Source organism: Caulobacter sp. LjRoot300 (assembly GCF_964253875.1).
In the GTDB taxonomy this organism is placed as follows: Bacteria; Pseudomonadota; Alphaproteobacteria; order Caulobacterales; family Caulobacteraceae; genus Caulobacter.
The window spans coordinates 862970-888587 of record NZ_CAXUSA020000003.1; the positions used below are offsets into that span (position 1 = coordinate 862970).

21 protein-coding genes are annotated in these 25618 nt (G+C 68.0%); 13 read left to right on the top strand and 8 right to left on the bottom strand.

The annotated features are described in order from the left end of the window. Window position 1 precedes the first annotated feature (1 nt). Entirely contained in the window at window positions 2–742 is a 741-nt protein-coding gene (locus ACSQ2G_RS14040) for a PP2C family protein-serine/threonine phosphatase (protein WP_436031789.1), read from the top strand. A gap of 31 nt (window positions 743–773) precedes the next feature. Here ACSQ2G_RS14040 and tagH read toward each other — a convergent pair whose 3' ends face one another. From tagH to ACSQ2G_RS14055, 3 genes are read right to left on the bottom strand one after another with little or no spacing between them, the layout of a single operon-like run. Further along, complete coding sequence (gene tagH / locus ACSQ2G_RS14045; protein ID WP_436031791.1) at window positions 774–2144, bottom strand: type VI secretion system-associated FHA domain protein TagH; 1371 nt, start codon at window positions 2142–2144, stop codon at window positions 774–776. Then, a complete protein-coding gene (locus tag ACSQ2G_RS14050) occupies window positions 2141–2695 on the bottom strand; it encodes a DUF6931 family protein (protein ID WP_436031793.1) in 555 nt (184 codons plus the stop codon). The genes tagH and ACSQ2G_RS14050 overlap by 4 nt, the downstream gene beginning before the upstream one ends. An 8-nt stretch (window positions 2696–2703) precedes the next feature. After that, on the bottom strand, window positions 2704–4668 hold the full coding sequence (locus tag ACSQ2G_RS14055) for a type VI secretion system Vgr family protein (protein ID WP_436031795.1): 1965 nt from the start codon (window positions 4666–4668) through the stop codon (window positions 2704–2706). A gap of 202 nt (window positions 4669–4870) precedes the next feature. On the opposite strand from ACSQ2G_RS14055, the gene ACSQ2G_RS14060 reads away from it, so the two are divergent. The 10 genes from ACSQ2G_RS14060 (at window position 4871) to ACSQ2G_RS14105 (ending at window position 18406) form a co-directional block, all read left to right on the top strand. Further along, on the top strand, window positions 4871–5887 hold the full coding sequence (locus tag ACSQ2G_RS14060; RefSeq protein ID WP_436031797.1) for an ImpA family type VI secretion system protein: 1017 nt from the start codon (window positions 4871–4873) through the stop codon (window positions 5885–5887). 85 nt (window positions 5888–5972) lie between these two features. Beyond that, a complete protein-coding gene (gene tssB, locus ACSQ2G_RS14065; protein WP_436031799.1) occupies window positions 5973–6482 on the top strand; it encodes a type VI secretion system contractile sheath small subunit in 510 nt (169 codons plus the stop codon). Between the two features lie 56 nt (window positions 6483–6538). Further along, entirely contained in the window at window positions 6539–8032 is a 1494-nt protein-coding gene (gene tssC, locus ACSQ2G_RS14070; RefSeq protein WP_310080573.1) for a type VI secretion system contractile sheath large subunit, read from the top strand. Window positions 8033–8069: 37 nt separating this feature from the next. Further along, window positions 8070–8552 (top strand): type VI secretion system tube protein Hcp, encoded by a 483-nt coding sequence (locus tag ACSQ2G_RS14075; RefSeq protein ID WP_028041017.1) that lies wholly within the window; start codon window positions 8070–8072, stop codon window positions 8550–8552. Between the two features lie 142 nt (window positions 8553–8694). Further along, entirely contained in the window at window positions 8695–9381 is a 687-nt protein-coding gene (locus tag ACSQ2G_RS14080; RefSeq protein WP_436031802.1) for a type VI secretion system accessory protein TagJ, read from the top strand. A 4-nt stretch (window positions 9382–9385) separates the two neighbouring features. Beyond that, window positions 9386–9916 carry a type VI secretion system baseplate subunit TssE gene (gene tssE, locus ACSQ2G_RS14085; RefSeq protein WP_436031804.1) on the top strand — a complete coding sequence of 177 codons (531 nt, stop codon included), beginning with the start codon at window positions 9386–9388 and terminating at the stop codon, window positions 9914–9916. 4 nt (window positions 9917–9920) lie between these two features. Then, window positions 9921–11786 carry a type VI secretion system baseplate subunit TssF gene (tssF, locus tag ACSQ2G_RS14090; RefSeq protein ID WP_436031806.1) on the top strand — a complete coding sequence of 622 codons (1866 nt, stop codon included), beginning with the start codon at window positions 9921–9923 and terminating at the stop codon, window positions 11784–11786. Next, a complete protein-coding gene (gene tssG, locus ACSQ2G_RS14095; RefSeq protein WP_436031808.1) occupies window positions 11750–12793 on the top strand; it encodes a type VI secretion system baseplate subunit TssG in 1044 nt (347 codons plus the stop codon). The genes tssF and tssG overlap by 37 nt, the downstream gene beginning before the upstream one ends. After that, complete coding sequence (gene tssH, locus ACSQ2G_RS14100; RefSeq protein WP_436031810.1) at window positions 12790–15486, top strand: type VI secretion system ATPase TssH; 2697 nt, start codon at window positions 12790–12792, stop codon at window positions 15484–15486. The genes tssG and tssH overlap by 4 nt, the downstream gene beginning before the upstream one ends. An 82-nt stretch (window positions 15487–15568) precedes the next feature. Continuing rightward, on the top strand, window positions 15569–18406 hold the full coding sequence (locus ACSQ2G_RS14105; RefSeq protein WP_436031812.1) for a protein kinase domain-containing protein: 2838 nt from the start codon (window positions 15569–15571) through the stop codon (window positions 18404–18406). Window positions 18407–18590: 184 nt separating this feature from the next. Here the strand turns inward: ACSQ2G_RS14105 and ACSQ2G_RS14110 are convergent, their stop codons facing one another. From ACSQ2G_RS14110 to ACSQ2G_RS14130, 5 genes are all read right to left on the bottom strand, one after another. Next, the gene (locus tag ACSQ2G_RS14110; RefSeq protein ID WP_436031814.1) at window positions 18591–18959 is read right to left on the bottom strand and encodes a hypothetical protein; all 369 of its coding nucleotides are present in this window, start codon (window positions 18957–18959) and stop codon (window positions 18591–18593) included. Beyond that, window positions 18946–19167: a hypothetical protein gene (locus ACSQ2G_RS14115; protein ID WP_436031816.1), complete on the bottom strand. Its 222-nt coding sequence runs from the start codon at window positions 19165–19167 to the stop codon at window positions 18946–18948. The genes ACSQ2G_RS14110 and ACSQ2G_RS14115 overlap by 14 nt, the downstream gene beginning before the upstream one ends. A 318-nt stretch (window positions 19168–19485) precedes the next feature. Then, window positions 19486–21264, bottom strand: coding sequence for a tetratricopeptide repeat-containing protein (locus tag ACSQ2G_RS14120; protein WP_436031980.1), 1779 nt, complete (start codon window positions 21262–21264; stop codon window positions 19486–19488). Beyond that, window positions 21261–21659, bottom strand: coding sequence for a hypothetical protein (locus ACSQ2G_RS14125; RefSeq protein WP_436031818.1), 399 nt, complete (start codon window positions 21657–21659; stop codon window positions 21261–21263). The genes ACSQ2G_RS14120 and ACSQ2G_RS14125 overlap by 4 nt, the downstream gene beginning before the upstream one ends. Further along, the gene (locus ACSQ2G_RS14130) at window positions 21656–23719 is read right to left on the bottom strand and encodes a TIR domain-containing protein (RefSeq protein ID WP_436031820.1); all 2064 of its coding nucleotides are present in this window, start codon (window positions 23717–23719) and stop codon (window positions 21656–21658) included. The genes ACSQ2G_RS14125 and ACSQ2G_RS14130 overlap by 4 nt, the downstream gene beginning before the upstream one ends. A 37-nt stretch (window positions 23720–23756) precedes the next feature. On the opposite strand from ACSQ2G_RS14130, the gene ACSQ2G_RS14135 reads away from it, so the two are divergent. After that, window positions 23757–24506 carry a Crp/Fnr family transcriptional regulator gene (locus tag ACSQ2G_RS14135; protein ID WP_436031822.1) on the top strand — a complete coding sequence of 250 codons (750 nt, stop codon included), beginning with the start codon at window positions 23757–23759 and terminating at the stop codon, window positions 24504–24506. Window positions 24507–24665: 159 nt separating this feature from the next. Continuing rightward, complete coding sequence (kdgD, locus tag ACSQ2G_RS14140) at window positions 24666–25589, top strand: 5-dehydro-4-deoxyglucarate dehydratase (protein ID WP_436031824.1); 924 nt, start codon at window positions 24666–24668, stop codon at window positions 25587–25589. The last annotated feature ends 29 nt before the right edge of the window (window positions 25590–25618 follow it).

The window sequence follows — 25618 nt, forward strand, 5'->3', positions numbered from 1 at the left end:
CATGGATGACGGGAGTTTGCGGTTTCACGACGCCACCCTGACCCATCCCGGGAAGGTGCGGCGCGACAACGAAGACCAGGTGCTGGCGCGCCCGGACCAGGGCCTGTGGGCTGTCGCCGACGGCATGGGCGGCCACGCCAATGGCCAATGGTCGTCCAAGACCATCACCACTACCCTGGAAGCGGCCGTCCTGCCGGCCAATTTCGACGACGCCGCCTCGGCCGTCGCAGCGGCGGTGCACGAAGCCAACGAGCGGATCTGGACCAAGTCGGTGGGCCAGCCCATGGGCTCCACGGTCGTGGCCCTGCTCCTGCGCGACCGCAGGTTCGTCGTACTGTGGGCCGGCGACAGCCGCTGTTACCTGCTGCGGGGCGGCGAACTCTACCAGCTGACCGTCGACCACTCCCAGGTCCAGGACATGGTGATGTCGGGGCGGCTCACGCCGGAGGAAGCCGAGAACCATCCCATGTCGCACGTGCTATCGCGGGCCGTGGGCGTCGCGCCTCGGCTCGAACTGGACGCGGTCTCCGACGAGGCCAGGGTGGGCGACGTCTTCCTGGTCTGCAGCGACGGTCTGACCCGCACGATCCCCGATGCCGAGCTGGCCACGATCCTGGCCCAAGGCAATCCAGCCGCGGCCGCCGACGAGTTGGTGAAGATCTGCCTGGACCGTGGCGCGCCGGACAATGTCAGCGTCGTCGTGGTCAATTGCGACGAGACCACCCTGCTCGCCCTGTCCTGATCGCTGGAGCCGTAGCAAGCGGCGGCAGGCTTTACGGCCTGCGCTTGGCCTTCATGTCGGCGGCGATGCGCTCGTAGGCGTCGCGGAACTCCTTGGCGAAGACCTCCATGAAGGCTTCGTCCGATCCCCGCGTGACCCCCTCGAACTCCCGTTCATAGGCCTGCCAGAGCGCCGCGGCGCGCGCGCCCGGCAGGATCTTGGCCAGCAGCCCGCGCGTCTCGGCTCGGCCGCGAATGGCCGAGGGCGAGAAGCGGTCGAGCGTGGCGGCCAGGGCGCCCTGCATGGCCGTCAAGGTGGCCAGTTGGTGGGCCTGCAGGTCGCGGAAGGCGTCCTCCACGGCGAGGTCGGCCGGCATGAAGCCGCGATCGGGCCGATTGAGCATCTGCGCCATGGCCTTGTCGGCCGACCGCGTGAACTTCAGCGGATTGTTGCCGTCGAATTCCAGGCTGGTGTTCTGCGCGCCGAGCTGCGCCTTCGCCCTGGCCCGCGCCTCCATCATCACGACCATGCCGCCCAGGAGCCGCCGCAGGACGCCGCCCGCGGTCGACAGCACCTCCAGGGGCGAGCTGCTGAAGTCCTCGGACTTGAGGCCTGCGCCCTGCAGGAAGGCGCGCCATTCGGCGCCGTCGCTGGCCGCGGGCGCCGGGCGCGCCTTTCGCGCAGGCTCTGGCGCCGGCGCGGGGGTTTGGCCCCAAGGCGCCGTGGAGGGCGGGGCCAAGGATGGCGCGTCGAACGCCGGCGTGGCGGGACCGCCGAAACCTCGGGCCCAATCCACTTCGTTGGTGGCCGCCAGCTGCCCCCAGACGTCGACCGCCGAAGGCGTGGCCTGGGCCGGCGGGTCGCTGGACCAGGCGGACGGCGGCGGCGCTTCCGGTCGAGCCGGGCTCCAGGCCGAGGCGGGTTGGGGCGCGGGGTCCATGCGCGGCGGCGCCCAGGCTCCGGACACCGAACCCTGGCCAGTGACGGCCGCCCGTGGCGGCGGCTGGTCCCACCGCGCTGGGTCGTCGGCGACCTCGCGCGCTCCATGGCTATCCCAGCCGCCCCAGGCGCCGACGGACGCCGGCTCTTCGACGTTTGCCCCGCGGCCCTGCTCCAGCCTGGCCTCGATCTCGTAGTGGCCGATCAGGATCACGTCGCCGTCGACGATCTGGTGCGGGGCCGTCAGCCGTGACGTCGCGCGGTTCACGAAGGTGCCGTTGGTGCTGCGGTCGACGAGCAGATAGGCGCCGTCGCGATACTGGATTTCGCAGTGGGCCGAGGAGATGTAGCTGCGAGGATCCGGCAGGCACCAGTCCATGTGGGGCGATCGTCCGATGCGCGCGCCGTGGCGGTCGAGCTTCAGACGCGCGGCCTCCCCGTTGTCGAGACGATCCAGCGCCTTGATGGTCAGGACAAGGGTCATGGGCGCGCGGCTTCGCGGCCACTGGCGAGCGCGTCGCCGAGCGTTAGCGCCGAGCGAAGACCTTCCGCTCTGCGCCCGCTCTCGGCCGCGGCTGTGAGCACGGCGCCCGAGGCGAAGGCGCCGGCCACATCCTTGGGCGGCAGGACGGGTTCGACATCCGTCGACGTGATCGAGCCGCCCGAATAGAACACCGCCAGGGCGCACATCCTCTGCGGGCTGGCCCCTCGCGAGTGTTCGGCGATCTCGGACGCCGCACGACGCCGGGCGTCGCTGGGCTCCTGCAGCCACAGCAAAGTCGCCTTGAGCGCTTCGGCGTCTTGGACGCCGGAGGTCGGGGACAGGTCCTGGACGGTCCGGGCCGCCCAGGCGACCGCTTCGAAGCGGGGCAAGGCCTGGCCGAGGAACAGGGCGGCGTCGTCTACACGCCCCTCCTCGATCAGACGATCGAAAAAGATTTCGGGCGGATCGGCGTCATGATCCGACTTCGGCCATCCGAGAATCGCGGTGATCTGGCCTGCTTCGGCCCACCTAACCTGCTTCCAGCGTCCCATTCGCGGTCCTAGTTGATCTTGACGACGCCGCCCGTAATCGTCGTTCCGCCTGTCCCGTGAACCTCGGTCTGCGGACCGTTCACGATGTTCAACACATGCGCGTTGCTGAGGATCGTCAGGGCGTCCAGCGTGATTTGGGAAGGGGTCATCACGATCGAACTCTTCCCCACCCTGAGCGTGATGCTCTGCGCGGCTTCGATCGTCACCGTCCCCTTGTCCACCTTCAAGCTATAGCTGCCAGAGCGCACGGTGGTTCCATCGTCAAGCTCGATCGTGGTCGTGCGCTTGCCCTTGCTGACCTCGTGGGTCTCGTCACCGGTCTCGATCGTGGTGGTTTCGTTCCGCTTGACCGCGGTCTTGCGGTCGCGGCCCACTCGTGTGGCGCGGTCGCGCTGGACGGTCAGGGTGTCGTCGAGCAGCACGTCGCGCACCATCTCGCGCTGGGCGTGGATATAGATCTCCTCCGCGCCGCCCTTGTCCTCCAGCCGGATCTCGTTGAAGCCCGCGCTGTTGGGCGGCGGCGTCTTCTCGGCCCCGGCATAGTCGCCCGAGCGCCCGATCGTCTGGGTGCGCCACAGCGAGCGGGTCTTCTGGGCCGGCAGGTCGTAGGCGTGCTTGCGCTGGCCGTTATAGACCCGCCCGGTGATGATCGGCCGATCCGGATCGCCGTTCAGGAAATCGACAATGACCTCCTGTCCCACGCGCGGCAGGTCGACATTGCCGAAACCCGCGCCCGCCGAGTGGTGGGAGACACGCATCCAGCACGACGTCTTGCCGGGCTGGTCGGGCGAGCGATCCCAGTGGAAGCGCACCTTCACACGGCCCCATTCGTCGACATAGACCACTTCGCCGGCCGGTCCGGTCACCGTGGCGGTCTCGACGCCGCTGGAGATCGGCTTGGTGGCGACCAGCGGCGGGCGGAACAGCGTGTCGCTGGGGATCGCCACGACATTGACGCGCCGGGCCTGGCGGTCGTCGCCGCTGCGATGGCTTTCGGCCTCGACGACATGGTTGAGGCCGATGATCAGATATTCCTGGTTGAAGCGGTCGACCCCCGCTTCGGTCAGGGTGAACAGACTGCCGCAAGCCAAGCCCAGGACGTCGCCGCCGCCGCTGTAAAGACGCCGGGGCGCACGGCTGGCCGCCAGACGCGCCTGGCCACGGGCCTCGCCCTCGCTCTTGTCGGTGAAGTCGCCGAGATATTCGTAGACCTCCAGCGCGTCGCCGGGATGTTGGCCAGCGCCCTGGCTGACCGCTTCGACGGGGTTCTGCGGCTTGGTGAAGTCGAAACTGCGTAGGGTCACACTGGCCTGGCTGACCGAACTGATCCGCTCGTTCCAGTCGGAGAGGGTGTCGGGCGTGCTCGTCTCGTCGCCGGCGACCGGAAGAAAGCGGATGCTCTCATAGCCCTGCTCCGGCTTGTGGGCCGACTTTCCATCGCAGAGGACCAGCTTGTGCGCGGCTTCTTCATGCCGGAAATAGTAGTAGATGCCCTCGTCTTCGAACAGGCGCGAGACGAAGTTGAAGTCGCTTTCCTTGTACTGGACGCAATATTCGCGCGGCTTGTAGCTGCCGGTCAGCCGGTCGAACTCGACGTCCTTCATGCCGGCGTCGGAGAACACCTGCTTGGCGATATCGACGACGCTCTTGTCCTGGAAGATCCGGTAATTTCGGTTCTGGTCCAGAAGCGACAGCCAGGGCCTGACGGTCAGCCGGTAGTGCGCGCCGTTGATGTCGACCTTGATCAGGGCGGCCTCGGTCAACAACCCATGGAAGAAGCGGACGTGGTCCATCTCGTCGCCGGCGTCCAGCGAAACCGGCTTGCCGAGGTGCGGCAGAAAATCGATCTCGTCGGCGGAAAACCCTTCCACAACAATCACAAACGGCTCGCTCAAGCGCTCAATGGACTCGAAACGCTCAAGGTGAAGCTTAGCCGCACCAAGAGCGACAGATATCGTAGCCTGCCGATCCATTAATCGCTCCCGTTACTGTGCCTGAAACCTACGGCCCGCGGCTCGCATTGCATAGGTGTAGCGATCAATTTCAACATCTCAACCAGACACACTTGCCAAAACGATTTCTTGGGCCACACTCCGCGCCCGCCCCCACCGTCGATTTTCGCGGGTTCGAGAAAAAAGGCGTGGGCGCTGCATCAACGTTGAGGCGAACGCGAACATGGCGCTTGATCCGAGTCGATTGTTGGCGCCGGTTTCCGACGACGACCCGACCGGCCCTGACCTCGCCTACGATCCGCAGCGCTACGAAATCGAGCAGGCCTTCGAGACCGAGGTGTCGATCGACGCGTCCGGCGTCGAGGCCCAGGCCTCCGACGTCGATTGGCGGGCGATCATCGCCAAGATCGGCGAGCAGAGCGCGCGCACCAAGGACATCTGGCTGCCCATCTATCTTTGCCGCGCCGGCGCCCGCGCGGGCGACCTGGAAACCGTCGAGGTCGGCGCCCAGTACCTGGCGGGCCTGCTGGAGGCCTATTGGCCGAGCCTGCATCCCCGGCTCGAGGAGTATGGCTTCCAGGGGCGCAAGGGCCCGTGCGATTCCCTGATCGGGAGCTCGCAGTTCATCCAGCCCCTGCGCAGGATCACGCTGATCCGCCATCCTCGCCTCGGTGACTATTCGATCGACGACTTCGAACGCTTCCGCTTGGGAGGTGAAACCGAGGAAGGCTACGGAATGTTCCGGGCCGCGCTCGAAGATGTGAGCCAGGACGGCCTCGCGGAGATCGTCCAGCGGCTGAATACGATCGAGGACAGCCTTCGCCGCGTGGATCTGACGCTGACCGCCAACGCCGACGACGGCGGTTCCACGAATTTTCGGCCGACTTACGAAGCGCTCGGCCAGATGCGGCGCGCGGTGCAGGCGTTCGTTCTAAATCCTACCGCGCCAGAAAACGGGGAACCAACCGCGGAACCGGACGTTGCATCGCCAAGCTTCTCGAACTCCACGCCTGGCTTGGGCGCGCGGATCGAGACCCGGGACGATGTCGTCCGCGCCCTCGAGGCGTTGGGCGACTACTACCGGCGCAGGGAACCGGGGCATCCGATCCTGACGTTGCTGCAGCGTGCGCGTGAATGGGTTGGATTGGACTTCATGGCAATTCTCGAAGATATCGCGCCCGGCAGCGTGGACGAAGCTCGCAACGTTCTGCAATCACGAAAACATCGCGAACAAGCTTGAGCTATCGGTTGAACAGCGCCATTATGTAGATCTATGATGGTGGTGATTATAGCGGCACATAACGTCTAATTGCGGGTGGATAGCCATGGCGTCAAACAAAGGTGGGCAGCGTTTCATCAAGGAGAATCGCGCGCCTCGTGTTCATATCGAATACGAAGTGGAAACTTTTGGTTCCCGCCAGAAGATCGAAATTCCATTCGTAGTCGGAGTTATGTCTGACCTGTCCGGCAAGTCGAACGTCGAGAAGAAACCGCTCGACAAGCGCGACTTTGTCGAGTTCGACATGGACAACTTCGAACAGAAGATGGAAGCGATCGCGCCCCGCGCCGCTTTCACGGTCGAGAACACCTTGACCGGAGACGGCAAGATCGGCGTCGACATGACCTTCAAGTCGATGGAAGACTTCTCGCCGGGCCAGGTCGCCAAGAATGTGCCGGCCCTGGCCAAGTTGCTGGAAGCTCGGCAGCAACTGAACGACCTGATGCTTTACATGGACGGCAAGGACGGCGCCCAGGACCTGCTCGACAAGGTCCTGAAGGATCCCGAGCTGATGAAGGCCCTCGCGGCCGCCAAGCCGCCCGCCGATAACGCCTAGACAATCTACGGTAGATCTACGATGCTTTCCCCTACCCTGCCCGTTGGGAGACCTTGATGGCGCAAGAAACGCTTCAGCAGACTGGCGCCCCCGCCGCGGAAACCGTCACCGTCGATGATTTCGCCTCGCTGCTGCAAAGGGAGTTCAAGCCCAACACCGACGCCAAGCAGGCGCGGATCGAAGAGGCGGTGAAGACCCTGGCGCAGCAGGCGCTCGAGGACACCCAGGTCATCGGGGCCGACGTCTTCTCGACCGTGGACGCCCTGAAGGCCGCGATCGACCGCAAGCTGACCGAGCAGGTCAACAAGATCATCCACCACAAGGACTTCCAGACCCTGGAATCGGCCTGGCGCGGGCTTTGGTACCTCGTCGGCAACACCCCGACCGGCAAGGACCTGAAGGTTCGCGTCCTGAACGTCTCCAAGGACGAGACCCGCAAGATGCTGCGGCAGTTCCGCGACGCGGCCTGGGACCAGAGCCCCCTGTTCAAGAAGATCTATGAGGCCGAGTTCGGCCAACTGGGCGGGCAGCCCTATGGCGCCTTCATCTGCGACTACGCCTTCGACCACACCGCGCCTGACATCGAGGTGATGAAGGGTCTGTCGAAGATCGGCGCGGCGGCGCACGCCCCGTTCATCGCGGCGGCGGACTCCCAGCTGCTCGGCATGGAAAGCTGGCAGGAACTGGCCAACCCGCGCGACATCGCCAAGCAGTTCGACGCCACCGACTACATGGCTTGGCGCTCATTCCGGGCCTCGAACGACAGCCGCTACATGGCGCTCACCCTGCCCCGCTTCCTGGGACGCCCGCTCTATGGCGCCAACAGCGAACCGGTCGAGGAGTTCGCGTTCGAGGAGGACACCGACGGCGGTCAGCACGACAACTATCTTTGGCTGAACGCCTCCTACGCCCTGGGCGTGCGCATCACCGAAGCCTTCAAGACCTATGGCTGGTGCACGCGCATTCGCGGCGTGGAGTCGGGCGGCACCGTCGAAGACCTGCCGACCGCGATGTTCCCCACCGACGACGGGGCGATGGACGCCAAGTGTCCGACGGAGATCGCTATTTCCGATCGCCGCGAAGCCGAGCTGTCCAAGGCCGGGCTGATGGCCCTGGTGCATCGCAAGAACACCGACCAAGCCACCTTCATCGGCGCCCAAACCCTGCACGCCCCGAAGGCCTATGAGGACGCCGACGCCACCGCCAGCGCCAATCTGTCGGCGCGCCTGCCCTACATCTTCGCCAGCTGCCGCTTCGCCCACTATCTGAAGTGCATGGTGCGCGACTGGATCGGCAGCAGCCGCGAGGCCCCGGTCCTGGCCAGTGATCTGCAGTCCTGGATCATGCAGTACGTGGACATGCAGCCGGACTTCTCGACCGAAGAAGACAAGGCTCGCAAGCCCCTGAAATCCGCTTCGGTGGATGTCATCCCCGACCCCGAGAACCCCGGCTACTACCGCGGCGTCTTCCGCATGGTGCCGCACTACCAACTCGAAGGGATGGACGTGTCGCTCAGCATGGTCTCGCGCCTGCCCAAGGGGCCGAACTAGCTGTCAGTAAAATCATTTTTCGTGAGGAGAACGCCTTATGGCCGTTGATATGTTCCTGAAACTTGAAGGCATCAGTGGTGAGTCCAAGGACACCAGCCACAAGGGTGAGATCGACGTTCTGGCCTGGAGCTGGGGCATGACCAACTCGGGCACCGCCCACGTTGGCGGCGGCGCCGGCGCCGGCAAGGTGAACGTCCAGGACCTGTCCTTCACCAAGTACGTCGACCTGGCGTCCTCGCCGTTGATGCTGGCCGCCGCCAACGGCAAGCACATCAGCAAGGCCACGCTGGTGGTGCGCAAGGCCGGCGAGACGCCGCTGGAATACATCACCATCACCATGACCGACTGTCTGGTCAGCTCGGTGTCCACCGGCGGCAGCGGCGGCGAGGATCGCCTGACCGAAAACGTCTCGCTCAACTTCGCCAAGGTCGAGGTCGCGTACAAGGAACAGAGCTCGGCCGGCAAGGCGGCCGGGACGGGCGACTTCAAGTGGGACATCGCCGGCAACGCCAAGTTCTAGGCGAGCCGCGCCGGTCTTCGGCCAATCATAGAAGCGAAGAATGCCTAACGCCGACGACCTCCTACGCGCTGGCGATCTGGACGGCGCGCGCCAAGCCCTTGTCGAAAGGGTCAAGCGCGCGCCGGACGATCAGCCTAGCCGCATGTTTCTGTTCCAGCTGTTCTGCATCCTGGGGGAATGGGACAAGGCCAAGGCGCAGCTGAAGGTGCTGACCCAGCTGTCTCCCGAAGCCCAGATGCTGGCCGTGGCCTACAACCTGGCCATCGAGGCCGAGATCCAGCGCGAGAAGACCTTCGCGGGAGAGGTTCCGCCGGCCCTGCTGGTCAATACCAGCCCGTGGGCGGGCGATCTCGCGGTCGCTCTCGGCGCGGGTTTGCAGGGGCGTGCGGACGACGCCGAGGCCGCCCGGTCGCGAGCTTTCGACGCCGCGCCCGATACGCCCGGCCGTTTCAACGACCAGGACTTCGACTGGATCGCCGACGCGGACCCCCGCTTCGGTCCGGCCTTCGAGGCCGTCATTCATGGGCGCTGGGGGCTTGTCCCCTTCGACGCGGTGCGCAAGATCACCAGCGACGGGCCGCGGGACCTGCGCGACCTGGTCTGGCTGCCCGTGGAAATCGAGTTCAAGACCGGACAGGGCGTGGCGGCGATCCTGCCGGCCCGCTATCCCGGGACCCAGACCTCGACGGACGCCAACCTGCTGTTGGCCCGCGCCACCGACTGGCGCGAGGGCCCGAAGGGCGCCGAAGGCCTGGGCCAGAAGCTCTGGTCGTTGGGAGACGGTGAAGAGGCGGGCGTCCTGGCGCTTCGCCATCTGGCCTTCGCCTGACGCCATGCCAGCCCGGATCAATCCGACCCTGTTCGACAAGCTCGTCGCCGATCTCGACTTCGACGACGTCCGGGACGATCCGAAGGTCGAGGGCCAGGTCAGCCGCGCGGCGACGCGGCGGCTCTATCCGATTCTCAAGATCGAACGCTTCAACGAGGCCGCGCTGCGGGCCACGGTCCTGCGCGAGCTGAACTGGATCCTGAACACCACCCAGTTCGGCGCGGCCCAGAACCTGAAGCCCTATCCCGAGGTGGCGACCTCGGTCCTGAACTACGGCGTGCCCGACATGGCCGGCAAGCTGCTGCAGCGGCGGGCGGTCGAGAACCGGGCGCGCGAGATCAAGCAGGCCATCCGGCGCTTCGAGCCGCGCATCGCCCCCCAGCGCCTCGACGTCACCGCCACCGCCAAGGACGCCAAGCCCAACGCCGTGACCTTCGTCATCCGGGCCGACGTCACCAGCGCCGTCATGGCGCTGCCCGTCGAGTTCAAGACCGACGTCGAGATCGACACGGGCGCGGCGACCCTCCGGGAGTAGACGGATGGATCCTCGCCTCCTCAGAGCCTATAATGAGGAACTGCTCTATCTTCGCGAGACCGCGCGCGAGTTCGGCGAGGAATACGAGACGGTCGCGGGGCGGCTGGGCCTCAACGCCCCCTCCGACACCGACCCTTATGTCGAGCGGCTCCTGGAAGGCGTGGCCTTCCTCGGGGCCCGCGTGAAGCTGAAGCTGCAGGACCAGTTTCCCGATTTCACCCAACACCTGCTCAACGCCATCCAGCCGCACTACCTGGCGCCGACCCCGTCGATGTGCGTGGTGACCCTCGAACCCCAGGACAGCGACCACGCGATCGCCGCCGGGTTCGTGGTCCCTCGTCTGACCGAGATGTCCGCCACCTCGGGCGACGAAGCCGCCACGCCGGTGATCTTCCGGACCGGACAGGACGTCACGCTCTGGCCGCTGAAGATCAGCGAAGCCGAATACCTGCCGACCCGGGCGGCCGTCGCCGCCTATGCCGGGGCCGCGGGGGTGCGCGCCGAGGCGGGACTGCGCCTGAAGTTCAGCGCCTTGGGCGGAGTCCCCCTGTCGGCGATCGCGCCGGACGCCTTGCCGATCTATCTGGACGGCTCGGAAGTGGCGCCGGGCGAGCTCTACCGGCAACTGATCGGCGACGCCGTGGCGACCGTGGCCCGCTCGGTGGACTCCGCGGCCGGCGCCGCGGCCTGGGTCAAGCTGCCGGCGGCCGAGCAGCATGGGTTCGAGGAGAACTGCGCCCTTCTGCCGACGGGCCGGCGGTCGTTCCGGGGCTATCGTCTGTTGTCGGAATATTTCGCCTGCCCGGAACGCTTCCTGTTCGTCCGCCTGCGCGAGCTGGCCCAGGTCTTCGCCAAGTGCCGGACCGAATGCGAGGTGGTCTTCCTGTTCGACCGGGCGTCTACGGCCCTGGCGGGCGCCGCGTCGCCGGCGAACTTCAAGCTGTTCGCGACGCCGGCGATCAATCTGTTCGAGAAGCAGATCGACCGCGTGGCGATCAGCGAGTTCGACCACGAACACCAGTTGATCGCCGACCGTACCCGGCCGCTGGACTTCGAGATCTTCCGCCCGCTGGAAGTGACGGCCCATTCGCAGAAGAACGGCGACGCCCGGCCGGTCGCGCCGCTGCACGCCTTCGGCAGCCTGCTCTACGACTGGACCGAGGCACTGTTCTACGTCACCCGCCTGCGGCACCGTCGCCTGTCCACCAAGGAGCAGCGCCTCCGGCGCCGGACCGACTATCTGGGCACGGAAACCTGGATCAGCCTGGCCGCCCCTGGGGAGCCCCGGCGGCTGGAGGGGATCTACGAACTGGCCATTCGCGCGCTGGTCACCAACCGCGAACTGGCCGAGACCCTGCGCACCGGCGGCGCGACGGACTTTCGGATCAGCGGCGTCCCTGTCCGCGCCGTGACGATCGTGCGCGCCCCGACCAAGCCCCGGCCGCCGATGGGCATCAGCGACGGCGCCTGGAGGGTCATCGGCCATCTGACGCCCAACTACGCGTCCTTCGCCCTGGGTGACGACGACGACCCCTCGGTCCTGCGCGATCACCTGGCGCTCTACGGCCGGATCGACGATCCGGCCTTGCGGCGTCAGATCGACGGCGTGCTGGCCATCCGCTCCGAACCGGTGACGCGGCGGGTGTCGGGCCCGGGACGCAGCGCCTTCGCCCGCGGCCAACGCCTGCGCCTCAAGCTGGACGACGCTCCGTTCGAGAACGGCCGGATGTTCCTGTTCTCGGCCGTCCTGGAGCGGTTCCTTGGCGAGTTCGCGACCGTGAACGCCTTCACCGAATGCATCTTCGAAAGTCCCCAGGAAGGAACCTTCGCGCAATGGCCGCCGAGAATGGGCGAACATCGCAACATCTAGAGTTTCTTCGCCAGGCGGCGGGGAATGCGAAGCGGTACGGCCTGTTCGGCCTGCTGCGCGCCGCGGAGGCGCGCGCGCCGGATTTGCCGCGCATCGGCGACGCCCGCCTTCCCGCGCAGAACCTGGTCGACCTGGCCCAGCTTCCCGCCCTGGGCTTTCCGGGCTCGACGCTGGAGGCGATCACCGTCAAGGGCGGGCGCGCCAAGGTCGAGGGCTACTGGTTCGGGCTGACCGGGCCGATGGGCCCCTTGCCTCTGCACCTCAGCGAGTTCGCCCATTTCGAGCGCCGTTACGCCAAGGGCCGTCCGTTCGGGCACTTCCTCGACATGCTGGCCGGACGGATGCTGCAGTTCTTCTACCGCGCCTGGGCCGAATCCAATCCGGCGGCCAACGCCGACCGTCCCGGCGACGACCGTTTCGCCGGCTATCTGGGCGCCCTGACCGGCGCGACCGCCGGGGTTCCCGAGAACGCGGCCTTTCCCGCGCGAGCCCGCCTCTACTATGCGGGCCTCTATGCGTCGCGACGCAGCGCGGCGGGCATCGAGGACGCCGTCGCCGACCTGGTGGGCGCGCCAGTGCGGCTGAGGGAATACCGTCCGGTCTGGCGCGACATCGAGCCGGCGGACCAGACCCGCCTGGGCGGCGCCTACAGCCGCCTGGGCGGCGACGCGGTCTGCGGGCGGCGCACCAGCACCGTTTCGGACGCCTTTCGCATCGCCGTGAAGGTCGACACGTTCCAGGATTACGAGAACCTGCTGCCGGGCGGGCCGCGCTTCGCGGTCGTCGCAGAGGCGCTGGACTCCTTCGCCCCGTCCCATCTGGAATGGGACCTCGAGATCGAGGCCAGCGAAGCCGCGCGGCGTCCCGCGTCCCTGGACGGCCGCGCCCGGCTGGGCTGGACCAGCTGGATCAATCCGCCGGCCGGCAGCGGTCCGCGTGCCGAGACCCGTCTTGGCCCGAGCTCGCGTCGCGTGGCTCGAGCCGCCGCCAAGAGAGATGCCGCATGACCGAGATCAACCGCTCCGCCCTGTTCGGCCGCCTCAGCCCGACCGGCCTGAAGAGCATCGAAACCGCGACCGGCTTCTGCAAGATGCGCGGCAATCCCTATGTCGAGCTGGTGCACTGGATCCATATCCTGCTGCAGGATCCGCAGAACGACCTGGCCGCGATCCGCACGCGGTTCGCCCTGGACGACACCAAGCTGGCCCGCGACGTCGTAGCCGCCCTCGACGGCCTGCCTCGCGGCGCGACGGCGATCTCGGACTTCTCGCCGCAGATCGAGGAGGCCATAGAGAAGGGGTGGCTCTATGCGTCGCTGATGTTCCAGGCCGGCCGCGTGCGCACCGGCCACCTGGTCTTCGGCATGCTCAAGACCCCAATCCTGCGCAACGCCCTGTTCGCCATCTCGCCGGAGTTCCGCAAGGTCTCGGCCGACGCCCTGGGCGACGAGTTCGCCCAGATCGTCGCCAGCTCGGCCGAGGTCGGCGGCGCCCCGGTGATCGACGGCCCCTCGGACCAGGCCGGAACGGCCGGCGCGCCGTTCGCCGGCGGCTCGGGCGAAACGCTGGCCAAATATTCCGTCGACCTGACCGAGCGCGCCAGGACGGGCGAGATCGATCCGATCGTCGGTCGCGACGCCGAGATCCGTCAGGTGATCGACATCCTGCTGCGCCGTCGCCAGAACAACCCGATCCTGGCCGGCGAGGCGGGGGTCGGCAAGACGGCGGTCGTCGAGGGCCTGGCGCGCCGGATCATCGACGGCGACGTTCCGCCCGCGCTCAAGGACGTCACCCTCCGCGCGCTGGACATCGGGCTGCTGCAGGCCGGCGCCGGCGTGAAGGGCGAATTCGAGAAGCGGCTGCGGGAGGTGATCGACGAGATCGAATCCTCGCCCAAGCCGATCATCCTGTTCATCGACGAGGCCCACACCCTGATCGGGGCCGGCGGCCAGGCCGGCACCGGCGACGCCGCCAACCTGCTCAAGCCCGCCCTGGCGCGCGGCCGGTTGCGGACCATCGCCGCCACCACCTGGTCGGAATATCGTCAGTACTTCGAAAAGGACCCCGCCCTCACCCGCCGGTTCCAGACGGTCAATGTCGGAGAACCGGACACCGGGGTGGCGATCGCCATGCTGCGGTCGGTGGCCTCGGCCATGGAGAAGCACCATAAGGTGGTGATCCTCGACGAGGCGGTGGAGGCGGCCGTCAAGCTGTCCCAGCGCTATGTGCCGGCCCGGCAGCTCCCCGACAAGGCCGTCAGTCTGCTCGACACCGCCGGGGCCCGGGTGGCCGTGTCGCAGCACGCGACCCCCGCGCCGGTCGAAAGCCGCCGTCGCCGCGTCGAGCTCCTGAACGTCGAGCTGGAGATCGCCACCCGCGAGGCCGAGGGCCAGTACGCCGGCGTGGAGCGCATCGAAAAGCTGAAGGAGGCGATCGAGGAGGCGCAGGTCGCGCTCGATGCCGTGGAAGCCAAGTGGGCGGCCGAGAAAGACGCGATCGCCAAGGCCTACGAAACCCGCCAGGCCGTGGCCGCCGCGGCGGCCGCCAACACCGACGACGTCTCCGCCCTGAAGGCCGCGCTCGACGCCGCCCTGCTGGCGGTCGCGCAGGCCCATGGAGACGATCCGATGGTGTTCGGCGAGGTCGACGCCGACGCGGTGGCCACGGTCGTCGGCGACTGGACCGGCATCCCGGTCGGCCGCATGGTCAAGGACGAGATCGCCTCGGTCCTGACCATCGCCGACCAGTTGAAGAAGCGCGTGGTGGGGCAGAACCACGCGATGGACGCCGTGGCCAAGCGCATCCAAACCAGCCGCGCCAAGCTCGACAACCCTAACAAGCCGGTCGGCGTGTTCATGCTGTGCGGTCCGTCCGGCGTGGGCAAGACCGAGACCGCCCACGCCCTGTCCGAACTGCTCTATTCCGGCGACGACAGCCTGATCGTCATCAATATGAGCGAGTTCCAGGAGGCCCACACCGTCTCGACCCTGAAGGGCGCGCCGGCGGGCTATGTCGGCTATGGCCAGGGCGGCGTCCTGACCGAGGCCGTGCGCCGCCGCCCCTATTCCGTGGTGCTGCTCGACGAGGTCGAGAAAGCCCACCCGGACGTCCACGAGATGTTCTTCCAGGTGTTCGACAAGGGCTACATGGACGACTCCGAAGGGCGTCACATCGACTTCAAGAACACGCTGATCCTGCTGACCTCGAATGTCGGCTCCGACCTGATCGCCTCGCTGTCGGAGGACGAGGAGATGAAGCCGGAGGCCGAGGTCCTGGCCCAGTCGCTGCGGCCGGAATTGCTGAAAGTGTTCCCGCCCGCCCTGCTGGGCCGGCTGATCGTCCTGCCCTACTATCCGCTGTCGCCGGACATGTTGCAGGGCATCGTCCGCCTGCAGATGGACCGCGTGAAGAATCGCGTCGCCGAGAACCATGGCATCGTCTTCAGCTACGATCAGGCGGTCGTCGAACTGATCGTCTCCCGTTGCACCGAGGTCGCCTCGGGCGGGCGGATGATCGACGCCATCCTGACCAACACCATGCTGCCCGAACTGTCGATCGCCCTGCTGGAACGCCAGATGGCCGGCGAGGAAGTGGCCAGGATCACGGTGGGAGTCGCGCACTCGATCTTCACCTACGCGTTCGAAGGAAACGAAGCGTCACCGCAGGCGCAGGCGCCCTCGATCCCGGAAGCCGCGGCCTGATGCTCGAAGCCTCGCATAACTGCTTGCAACCGACGCGCGTCCGAGGCGAGGTTGTGGCCGGAGTTGGAAAGAGACCTCCCCAGTGAGCATACCCGACGATCCCTCCGACGAAGACGTCGCGTCCGTCACGAGCCCGCCCGCCGGCTCCTGGAGCAAGCGCGGTCCGCGCAAGCCCGCCCAGCCCCGCGGCATCCTGCCCGTCGGCTTCGTTCTGAACGGCATCTACGAGATCAAGCGCTTCATCGCCCGCGGCGGCATGGGCGAGGTCTACGAAGGCGCCAACGTCAACGCCGAGGAGCGGGTGGCGGTCAAGGTCATCCTTCCGCACCTGGCCGCCGATCCCAAGGTCCAGGCGCTGTTCCGCAAGGAGGCCAAGACCCTCACCAGCCTGGCCCATCCGGCCCTGGTGCAGTACCGCGTCCTGGCGCGCGAACCGCGCAAGGACCTGCTGTACATCGTCACCGACTTCATCGACGGCGAGCCGCTGACCAATCTGATCGGCCGCCAGTCGCCGACCACGGGCGAACTGGTCATGCTGACCCGTCGCTTGGCCGAGGGCCTGCACGCGGCGCACAGCCATGGCGCCATCCACCGCGACATCTCGCCCGAAAACGTCCTGCTGCCGGATGGCGTGCTCAGCCGCGCCAAGATCATCGACTTCGGCATCGCCAAGAGCATGGAGATCGGCGCCCAGACCGTCGTCGGCGACGGCTTCGCCGGAAAGCTCGGCTATGTCGCGCCGGAACAGTTCGGCGACTTCGACCGACGCATTGGTCCATGGACCGACATCTACAGCCTGGCCCTGGTGGTGCTGGCCCTGGCCGGTGGACGGGCGCCGGACATGGGCACGACGCTGGTCGAAGCGATCGACCGCCGCCGGGCGGGCGCCGACATCACCGCCGTCCCGCCGCTGCTGCAGCCGCTGTTCGCCCGGATGCTCAGCCCGGATCCTCGGGGGCGCCCCCAGACCATGGCCGAGGTGATCTCGGCGCTGGATGCGCTGGACGTTCCGTTCGAGCCGCCCTCAACGCGATCCTGGACGCCGGACCTCGGCGACGCGACCTTGGGGGAGATCGGGCCCGATCTCGAGCGAACGGTGATCCATCTGGGGTCCGAACCACCCTCCTGGCAGAGCGCCGAGCCGCGCGGAGAAGATAGCGTTCCGCCTTCGCCGGCCGCTGCCTCAAGCGATGAGATCGCGCCCGAGGGGCGGACGATCTTCGCGCCCAGCGAGCCCGTCGATCTGGCGGCGACCGCATCGAAGCCGACGGGCGGGCCGATTGTCGATGACGCCTCGCGGCCGATCGCGGATCCGGCGCCGTTGTCCGCATCGACCCTTCCGCCGGTCGCCGCGACATCGTCGCTTCCTCCGCTTGTCGCCGCGCCAGAGGACGAGGAGGTCGTCACTTCCGAGGCCACGATCTTCGAACCCAGCGTCGAGCCTTCCCGGGATCCTGATGTTGATCCGCCCTCGGGCGCGGTCGAGGTCGAGGCGCGGAACGCTCCCTTGCCGCAGGCCGCTCTGATCTCGGTCAGGCCGGGCAAGGAGGACGAAACCGCGTCGCCCATCCCGCCGACCATGGACGTGGCATACAAGTCTCCCAGAAAGTCTCCCAGCAAGGCCCCGGGCCTTGTCCAAGCCGAGGCGGAACGCGAAGCCCAGGACGCCGCGGCGCCCGCGCGCGCTCCCTTCAAGGGCAAGGGCGTGGCCGTCGGCGTGATTGGGGCGGTCGTCCTGGTCGGCGTCGGTTTCGCCGTGCTGTCGTCCCAGAAGAAGGCCGCCTTGCCCGCCTTGGCGCCGACCACGACCAGCAGCGCGCCGCCGCCGGTCGCCAGTCGGGCCGACGAACTGATCGCCGCGGCGCTGCCGAACGTTCCGTGCTCCTGGCTGACCCTGAGCCACGGCCAGAACGCCGACGGCTCGGCCAGCCTCAAGATTTCCGGCGCGGCCGGAGATCCGGCCGGCGCCAACCGGGCGGTGGCGAGCGCCGCGCGCGCCGCTGGCGCGGCCGGACTGCAGGTCGACACCACCGAGATCCTGCCCGCCGACCAGGGGTCCTGTCCGCTGCTCGACACGGCCAACCGGTTCCGCGGCCAGGCCGGCGCCGTTCCCAGCCTCGTCGCCCAGCAGGCGCGCTTCGAAATCGACCGCGGCATCCAGGGTTGCCCCAAGGGCCTCTGGTCGCAATCGATGATCAATGTCGCGCCCGATCCCGCCAAGGGCTTCAGCCTCATCGCCATACAACCCTCCGGCCGGCTGCAGCAGTTCACGACCAATCGCGAACAATTCGCGGCCCTGGCGGCCCGTAATCCCGACCTCTACAAGGATCTCGGCGGCGGCCGCTATCGGGTGTCCATGTGCCAGAACGCCACCGGACTGGCCGGGGTCCTGATGATCGAGGGCGACGGGCCGTTCGACATCGGCCTGCGCCCCGGCGCTATCGAACGGCCGACGCGGGACTTCCCGGCCCACCTGGCGCAACTGGCCCAGGCCCGCGGCTGGACGATGCAGATGGCCTGGTTCCAGCTGGCCAACGACCAGCCGGACCTGCCCGAGCAGGCCAGCATGGACGAAGCCGAGCGCCATCGCCGGGCCATGGCCGAAGCGGCCAAGACCGCCGCGACCGCCGAAGCCGCCAAGGCGGCGGAGCCGGCCGAGGTCGCTATCCCGGCCGCCGAGCCTCAAAAGCTGCCCGCCGACTACGTCGCCTGTCGCCGGTTCGTCGGCGGGGCCTGGGAGGAGCTGGGCTATGCGCCGCGCGCCGCCTGCGTGGAAAAGGTCTTCGCCGGCCGCTGCGACGTGCTCACCGGTCAGTCAGGCGATATCGCCCTGCGGCGCTACAATGATCGACTGCAAGCCAAGACCGGGCGCGGCTTCAAGAAGTGGGACAATGTCGGCAAGTCCGAATGCGCCAAATAAGTCCGATTGCGCCAAATAGAAGCGCCGAGGCCGCTTCGAGATTTTAGTCGGATGAGCGTCGGTCATTCGCTGATCTGACGGCGAAGCGCCGACGCCCATCCGACCGCCCTCCCCCAAGGGCGAGGCGTGGCGGTCGACAGCTGTCGAACCACCCCGCCTGAACCTTATCGCCAAAGGGCGAAGATCATGATTTCTCCGCGTCCAGGGCCTCGGTGATCACCCGCTTGGCGGTCTCGCATCGGCTCTCGGCGAACTGGACTTCCGGGATCGGCGGAGCCTTGGCGTTGACTTCGCGAGCGATCACCTCGGCGGCGGCCTGATCGATCGCACGCCGCAGTTCGGCCAGTCGCCTGTCGGCGGCGGCCATGCAGGCCCAGAAGCTCTTGTCCTGCGGCGTCGACGCCCACCCGCCGCGCGCTTCCGATCTTGGCGCGAACAGCGGATCCTCCGCCATCGCCGACGCGGCGGTCGTCTCGCGGCCGGCGATCAGGTTTTTGGCGTGAGTCAGAATCGCGCCCGGGATCCTGAATCGCGGCAGGCTAGGCGACGACATGGATCTTGCGCTCGCAATCGCGGATCGCCGACTTGGCGAAGCTCACCACCATCTCGGTCACGCGGCAGATGTCGTTTTCGGCGACGCCATGGTCGCGAGCCCAGATCTTCACGGCGTGCTTGAGAATGCTCGCGGCGGGATCGGAGGCCAGCGCGCCGCGGACCGTGTCGTCCGTGGGTTCCTTGAGGACAGCTGCGTCGAGAGACATGGCGAGGTTCCTGATGCAACGTGAGCGCCGCGCCAGGGTGTTGGCGCGGCTTCGATGGGCGGTCGGCAAGTCGGACCCGACCGATGGGGATGGCCGGGCCCGAAAGGCCGCGTGATCGGCCCGCGGTGACAGGCCAAGTGCGGTGCAGGTCGTGGCGGCGCTCCCGGCGATGGCGATCGACGGAGACGTTCCGCGGCCGCCTGGACCGAGGTCGTCGCGACCTACGAGTCGAAACATGTGAGAGGGATCGGCGCGCGCACTGTGCGGATCTGCACACCGCCGGAAATAAAGGTTTCTGATCACCCTCGAGGGAGACGGTCAGGCCCGGGTCAGGTTGAAGATCGGCGTGGCCGGGAAGCCCTTGCGCCCCTGGGTGCGTCCGACATAGCCGCACCGCACGCGGTCGCCATGGAAGGTGGCCAGAGCTCCGGCCAGGGCTTCGCTGACGCAGGCCGAGCCCGGGGCGACGTCGGGCTCGATGCGAGCCGCGACCACCACGTGAGCGCCGACCACGGCCGGGGCCCTGGTCAGCGGATTGGCGCCCAGGTGCACGGGTCCATAGTGGCCGCCGATCCGCAGGCCCAGGCCGCGTGGCAGGCCCAGGGCCCGAAGATCCAGAGCGCGGTGGGCCTCCTGCAAGGCCAGCGCCGCGAGGGCGGCGTCGATCGGCTGGTCGAACACCAGGAACAGGCCGTCGCCCCAGGTCTCGACGTGTCGCGGGCCGGCGTCCAGCCCCGCGAGAACGCCGGCCATCTGGCCCATCACCGTCGCGAAGAAGGCCGGAATCTGGTCATCGCGCAGGGAGCCGAAGCCCTTCACGTCGGCGAACAGCATGGCCTTCATGGCGCGCGAGCTGGAGGCGCCCGCGCTCGGCGGCGGCGGTGCGCGGCGCGGCGGCGGGCGGCGCACTGGAATGACCACCTGTCGACGGCCGCCTTTCGCCCAATAGGTCAGGTCCACCGCTGCGCCGGCGAGTCCCGCCGAAGCGTGACCGTCCCAGACCGCCACCTGGATCGCTTCGGTCGCCAGGGTCTGGGCGCGCAGCACCGCGCAGCCCATGGCGATCTGGCTGGCATAGGCGAAAACCTGCTCATCACCGACATAGGGGTCTTGCGAGGCGTAGCGCACCGACGCGGCGCGGGCGAAACAGCGCTCGAAGCGCTCGGTCCAGTCGGTCCCGAAGGGCGCGACCGACACGGCGACGAAGGAGGCCAAACTCACGGGCAAGACCAGATGCAGTTCGGCGCCGGCCTCCAGCAAGGCTTCGGCGAAGACGATGTCGGCGCCGGCGGCCAGGCCGCCATAGGCGAAGCCGATCCTCTGCTCCCGCACCACGCGGTCCGCTTCCGCGCGCAGGTCGCCGTCCGCTCCGTCGTTCAGGGCGCCTTCGCGCGTCGCGTCGAGGATGTGGCCGGTAAAGTGGGCGCAGGCCGGCGGTCGGAAGGCGGACAGCCAGGCGGGATCGAGGCCAGTCTCGCGGCACAGCATCTCCAATTGGCGCAGGGTCGAGGCGTGGGCCGCGAAAGCTCCTGGCGCGTGGCTCAGGGCCTGGGACATCGTCGCGTGCGCGGCGTCCAGCTCGCCGGTCAGAAACCGCGCCTCAGCCCGGCTGGCGGCTTCGTAATAGGCAGCCTCCCCCGCCAATCCCGGCGGCGGCGCGATTTTCAGAGCGGCCGCCGCCAGTGCCCACCCCTCCGCCCGATCGCCCGCGACGAGGGTCATGGTCGCGGCGTTGACCGCGCCATAGAGGCCGCCGAACCGCTCGAAGAGGGCCCGGTAGCGGCGCGTGGAGGCCTTGGCGAAAGCTGTCCGGCGGAGGCCGTGCGCCGCCAGGGCGACATCCTTCAGGAGGCGCGCGCCCAAGGCGATGGCGTCGGGATCGTCGTCGATCCGGTCCAGCCCCAGGCGGACATATTCGGCGCGCGCGAAATCGACGGCGCCGGCCCGCGCCAGGCAGAGCACGGCCAGATAGGTGATCTTGTGCGAGATCTCGCCCGCTTCCAACGCGGCGCGGGCGAGATCGTAGGCGGCGAGAATCTCGCCGCGCTGGATCAGCGCGGCGATCTTGTTCTCGCTGAAGGTCGCGGCCTCGATCAGGGAACGTGACCCGCGCCGTTTTCGATCTTTGGATCCAGAATGATGTTCTGTTTGTGCGAGTCCATCATGTACAGGCTGTAGATGTATTCGCCGACCCGTTTGTCTTCATAATCGATCATGAAGCACGTGAAGGGCTTTTGCGGCACGCCGTAAAGCATTTCGATCCAGGTGTAGCTGGAGAAGTTGATCCCGAAGTCGTCGGTAAAGACGATCGGGCGTTTCTGGAACGTCCAGTCGACGCCGATGAGGGCGTCGCTCAGCCGAAAGACCAGACGGCTCGGTGCGTCAAGTTTCAGCGACAGCGGAACCGGGTTCTCCGGATCCAGAACGTTCATGAAGTTGACGTTGTCGGCGATGCCGACGACCAATTGGATGATCGGTAGTAACTCTGTCATGTGGAACCCCCTTTGACGGTGGCGCCAGCTAGAGGCGAATCTCGCCAAAATGCAAGGAAGCCGGGATGAGCATAGCCATTCTTCCTCAAGTTGCGAACGATCGGATCGGCCAGATCTCCCCGTCCTTGAGCCAGATAAGCGCGGGCTAGGACATCGCGGCCAGCCGGAGAAAGCGATCCACGCCGAGGCGACAAGGCCAGGACAGCCTCCGCCAGCTGCCCGGCCCCCAGCCGCGCCACGCCATTGAGCACCGCCCGCTCGGCCACGGCTTCGCGAGAGCCGGGGGCAAGGCGCAGGCGCTCCAGCTGGGCCAGCGCCAGACCGCGTGCCTGCGCCGGATCGCCGCCAAGCTGGGCCAGCAGAACCCCCTGCTGGTCCAGGCGGCCGTCGAGGTCCGCGCGCCAAGCCTTGGCCTCGTCGCCGGTGCGCAGCTTGGCCAGGGTGGCGGCGGCCTGGGCGTGGGCGGCGCGGGCCTCCGGCAGGCGGCTCGACCAAGCGGCGAAGTCGACAGCGTCCATCTGCCCGACCAGCAGATATTCCAGCCATCGGGCGTTGGTCGGGTCGAGGGTCACCAGCTTGCGCAACCCCTCCATGGCCTTGTCCGACCGCACGCGGGCCTGGGCCATCCGGCCCAGGTCCAGCTCCAGCCGCGCCAGAGCCAGTTGGGCGGCCAGGTTACGGGCGACCAGCGGCTTGTCGGCGGGCGTTCTCGCCGAAGCCTCGGCCAGCAGGTTCGCCGCGCCCTCGCGCTCGGCATAGGCTTCGCGCGGACGCCCCAGCCTGACCAGGGAGTCGGCCACCCAGGCGTGGGCGTCCACCGCGTCGACCAGCCGGTCCTGGTCGTCCGGCGCCCGAGCGCGCTCGGCCTCGAAGGCGGCCAGGGCGGCGCGAAAGGTGGCCAGCGCCTCCTCCGCCCGTCCTTGTTCCAGCAGCAGGGTGCCAAGGTTGCTCTTGGCGTAGGCGACCTCCAGCCGCCAGTCGGCACGGGTCGGATCCAGTTTGACGAGCCTCTGGGCCAGCTCGCCATAACGCTTGAAGCCCCGCTCAGCGGCAGCGGTGTCGCCCTGGCGCCATTCCATGTAGGCCAACCAATAGACGTTCTGGGCCTCGTCGAAGAGCCGCTCGCCGTTGCCGGGCGCGCGGGCCGCCAGTTCATGAGTGGTGGACGCGGCTTGGCCGAAGGCGTCGCGGGCGCCGGCTAGGTCGCCGCGCTGTTCCCGGATCGTGCCCAGCAGGGTCTGGGCCTTGGCGCGCTGGGCCAGGGCCCGGTCGTCCAGCCGGTCGGTGCGCGCCTTTCCATAATAGGCCAGCACCTTGGCGCTGACGCCGTCCAGGACGTCCAGCCGTCCCACGGGCTCCAGCTGTTCGCGCAGGTCGCCCAGCATGTAGGCCACCAGGGCCTCGGTCTCGTCGCGCTGGTCGCGGGCGATCTGGCGAGACTTCAGCGTGGTCACGGTCATCGCGCCCATGGCCAGGGTCACGACCAGGGCCAGGGCGGTGAAGGCCGCCATCACCCGCATGCCGCGGCGGGCGTCGCGCTGGACCAGTTGGTCGAGGCTGACGTCGAGCAGCCGGGCGGCGATCTTCAACCGCGTCAGGCGCGGTCCGTCGGCGTCGCGCCGCGGATCCACGGCCAGGGGCTCGACGCCCGTCGGCAAGGCCGCCCGTAGGGCCGGCGGCAACAGCTCGGCCAGGGGCGCGGCCTTCGGCGTGGAGGGCGAGATCACGCAGATGATCTGGCCAAGACCGTGGTCCTTCAGGAAGTGGGCGGCTTCCTGGTCCACCCAGCGCGAGGCCGCGGAGGCCGGGGAGCAAAGTACGATCAGCGCGTCGGAGCGGTCCAGGGCGTCACGGATCACGCCGCCCAGATCCGGCGAGGCGCTCAGGTCGTCCCGGTCGCGGAAGATCGGCGTCAACCGCCGAGTCGACACCTCGCCGCCAGTGGTGGCCAGGCGACGCGGCGCGCGGTAGGTCTCCAGGGCGCGATGCAGCCATTCGGCGGCTTTGCGGTCCTGGTGGCTATAGCTGATAAAGGCCCGGTAGCGCGGTCGGCTGTCCATTCGTCGTCCCCGGATCGACTGTGCAGGAGCGTTTTCGATGGCCGTGCCCCCTCCCTCGTCCCCGCTCGCCCCGAGCCATGCGCCCATCGCGTCGCCGCTCGAAGGCGACTTCCGCGCCAATCGGCTGTTCCGGCACATGGCGCGCGACGAGATCGAGGCCCTGTCGTCGCAGATCGAGCACCTTCACTATGGCAAGGGCGAGCTGATCGTCCAGCGGTTGGATGACAGCGGCGGCATCCATCTGCTGCTGAAGGGCGCGCTGCTGGCCAACCAGTACGCCCGGTCGGGCCGCGAGGTCGGCTATCGACGCATCTCGGCGGGCGGCTATTTCGGCGAGATCTCGGCCATCGACGGCTTGCCGCGCTCGGTGAACATCGTGGCGCTGGAGGATGTGCGCGTCGCCCGCTTGCCCCAGACCCTCGTCCAGGACCTGTTCGAGCGATCGCCGCGCTTCATGCGGGCGATCCTGGAAGACCTGGCCAACCTGACGCGCGCCCTCACCGATCGGTTGTTCGAATTGAACGCCGTCTCGGTGGCCTGTCGGGTCGACATCGAGCTGTTGCGCATGGCGGCGTCGATGGGGGGAGACGGCCACGAAGCCGTCATCCAGCCCTGCCCCACCCATGCCGAACTGGCGGTGCTGGTGGGCAGCCAGCGCGAGCCGGTGACGCGGGAGCTGAATCGCCTGGCCGGGCTCGGCATCGTCTCCCAGTCCGGCCGCACCCTACGGATCCTGAACCTGCCGGCCCTGGCCGACGAGATCGAGCGCATCGGCGGCGAAGTCTAGCCTCGTCCTCTATCAAGCCAAAACCCGCATCGGTCGATAGCGCCTTTGGCTTAGACCCTGGGGGCGGCGCCCCCTAGCCTTTGCTGGAACGAACGGTCACGCGGCCAGGACGACGCGACGCCTCCCCGGCGAGAAGGACCGACGACGAGCGAGGACTTGATGAGCAGGATGACGCCGACCGAGATGGCCCGGCAGATCGGCGGAGGGCTGCTGTCGTTCCCCGTCACCCCTTTCGACGCCCAGCACCAGTTCGCCGAGGCCTCGTATCGCGAGCATTGCGCCTGGATGCTGCAACATGAGCTGGCCGGCCTGTTCGCGGCGGGCGGCACCGGCGAGTTCTTCTCGCTGACCCCGCCGGAAGTGGCCCGGGTGGTCAAGGCCGCGGTCGAGGAGACGGCCGGCAAGATCCCCGTCGTCGCCGGCTGCGGCTACGGCACGGCCATCGCCGTCGACCTGGCCAAGGCCGCCCACGCGGCCGGAGCCGACGGCCTGCTGCTGCTGCCGCCCTATCTGATGAACTCCACCCAGGAGGGCCTGGCCGCCCATGTCGAGGCGGTGTGCAAGGCCACGCCCCTGGGGGTGATCGTCTACAACCGCGATAACGCCATCCTGACCGAGGACACGCTCGAGAGGCTGTGCGACCGCAATCCCAACCTGGTCGGCTTCAAGGACGGGGTGGGCGACATCGAGCTGATGATGCGGGTCTACGCCCGGATGGGCGACCGGCTGACCTATGTCGGCGGCCTGCCCACGGCCGAGACCTTCGCCCTGCCCTATCTGGAAATGGGGGTGACGACCTATTCTTCGGCGATCTTCAACTTCATGCCGGAATGGGCGCTGGCCTTCTACAAGGCCGTGCGGGCCCAGGACCGGACGGCCGTGATGGCCGGCCTGCGCGACTTTGTCCTGCCCTACATCGCGCTGCGCAACCGCGGCCGCGGCTATGCGGTGTCGATCGTCAAGGCCGGCATGAAGGTGGTCGGCCGCGACGCCGGCCCGGTCCGCACGCCCCTGACCGACCTGACCTCGGCCGAGATGGCCGAGCTGGAGACGCTGATCCGCCGCGCCCAGGGCAAGGCGTAGGGAGGTGCCGCCCGCCGCGCGCCTGGCCG

Bases quoted from the DNA above. Each gene is read 5' to 3' on its own strand.
- kdgD (WP_436031824.1), top strand. From the start codon at position 24,666: ATGAGCAGGATGACGCCGACCGAGATGGCCCGGCAGATCGGCGGAGGG.
- ACSQ2G_RS14115 (WP_436031816.1), bottom strand. From the start codon at position 19,167: ATGTCTCTCGACGCAGCTGTCCTCAAGGAACCCACGGACGACACGGTC.
- ACSQ2G_RS14040 (WP_436031789.1), top strand. From the start codon at position 2: ATGGATGACGGGAGTTTGCGGTTTCACGACGCCACCCTGACCCATCCC.
- ACSQ2G_RS14130 (WP_436031820.1), bottom strand. From the start codon at position 23,719: ATGGACAGCCGACCGCGCTACCGGGCCTTTATCAGCTATAGCCACCAG.
- ACSQ2G_RS14050 (WP_436031793.1), bottom strand. From the start codon at position 2,695: ATGGGACGCTGGAAGCAGGTTAGGTGGGCCGAAGCAGGCCAGATCACC.
- tssH (WP_436031810.1), top strand. From the start codon at position 12,790: ATGACCGAGATCAACCGCTCCGCCCTGTTCGGCCGCCTCAGCCCGACC.
- tssE (WP_436031804.1), top strand. From the start codon at position 9,386: ATGCCAGCCCGGATCAATCCGACCCTGTTCGACAAGCTCGTCGCCGAT.
- ACSQ2G_RS14080 (WP_436031802.1), top strand. From the start codon at position 8,695: ATGTTTCTGTTCCAGCTGTTCTGCATCCTGGGGGAATGGGACAAGGCC.
- ACSQ2G_RS14075 (WP_028041017.1), top strand. From the start codon at position 8,070: ATGGCCGTTGATATGTTCCTGAAACTTGAAGGCATCAGTGGTGAGTCC.
- tssG (WP_436031808.1), top strand. From the start codon at position 11,750: ATGGCCGCCGAGAATGGGCGAACATCGCAACATCTAGAGTTTCTTCGC.
- ACSQ2G_RS14135 (WP_436031822.1), top strand. From the start codon at position 23,757: ATGGCCGTGCCCCCTCCCTCGTCCCCGCTCGCCCCGAGCCATGCGCCC.
- tssB (WP_436031799.1), top strand. From the start codon at position 5,973: ATGGCGTCAAACAAAGGTGGGCAGCGTTTCATCAAGGAGAATCGCGCG.
- tssF (WP_436031806.1), top strand. From the start codon at position 9,921: ATGGATCCTCGCCTCCTCAGAGCCTATAATGAGGAACTGCTCTATCTT.
- ACSQ2G_RS14060 (WP_436031797.1), top strand. From the start codon at position 4,871: ATGGCGCTTGATCCGAGTCGATTGTTGGCGCCGGTTTCCGACGACGAC.
- ACSQ2G_RS14110 (WP_436031814.1), bottom strand. From the start codon at position 18,959: ATGTCGTCGCCTAGCCTGCCGCGATTCAGGATCCCGGGCGCGATTCTG.
- ACSQ2G_RS14125 (WP_436031818.1), bottom strand. From the start codon at position 21,659: ATGACAGAGTTACTACCGATCATCCAATTGGTCGTCGGCATCGCCGAC.
- tagH (WP_436031791.1), bottom strand. From the start codon at position 2,144: ATGACCCTTGTCCTGACCATCAAGGCGCTGGATCGTCTCGACAACGGG.
- tssC (WP_310080573.1), top strand. From the start codon at position 6,539: ATGGCGCAAGAAACGCTTCAGCAGACTGGCGCCCCCGCCGCGGAAACC.
- ACSQ2G_RS14055 (WP_436031795.1), bottom strand. From the start codon at position 4,668: ATGGATCGGCAGGCTACGATATCTGTCGCTCTTGGTGCGGCTAAGCTT.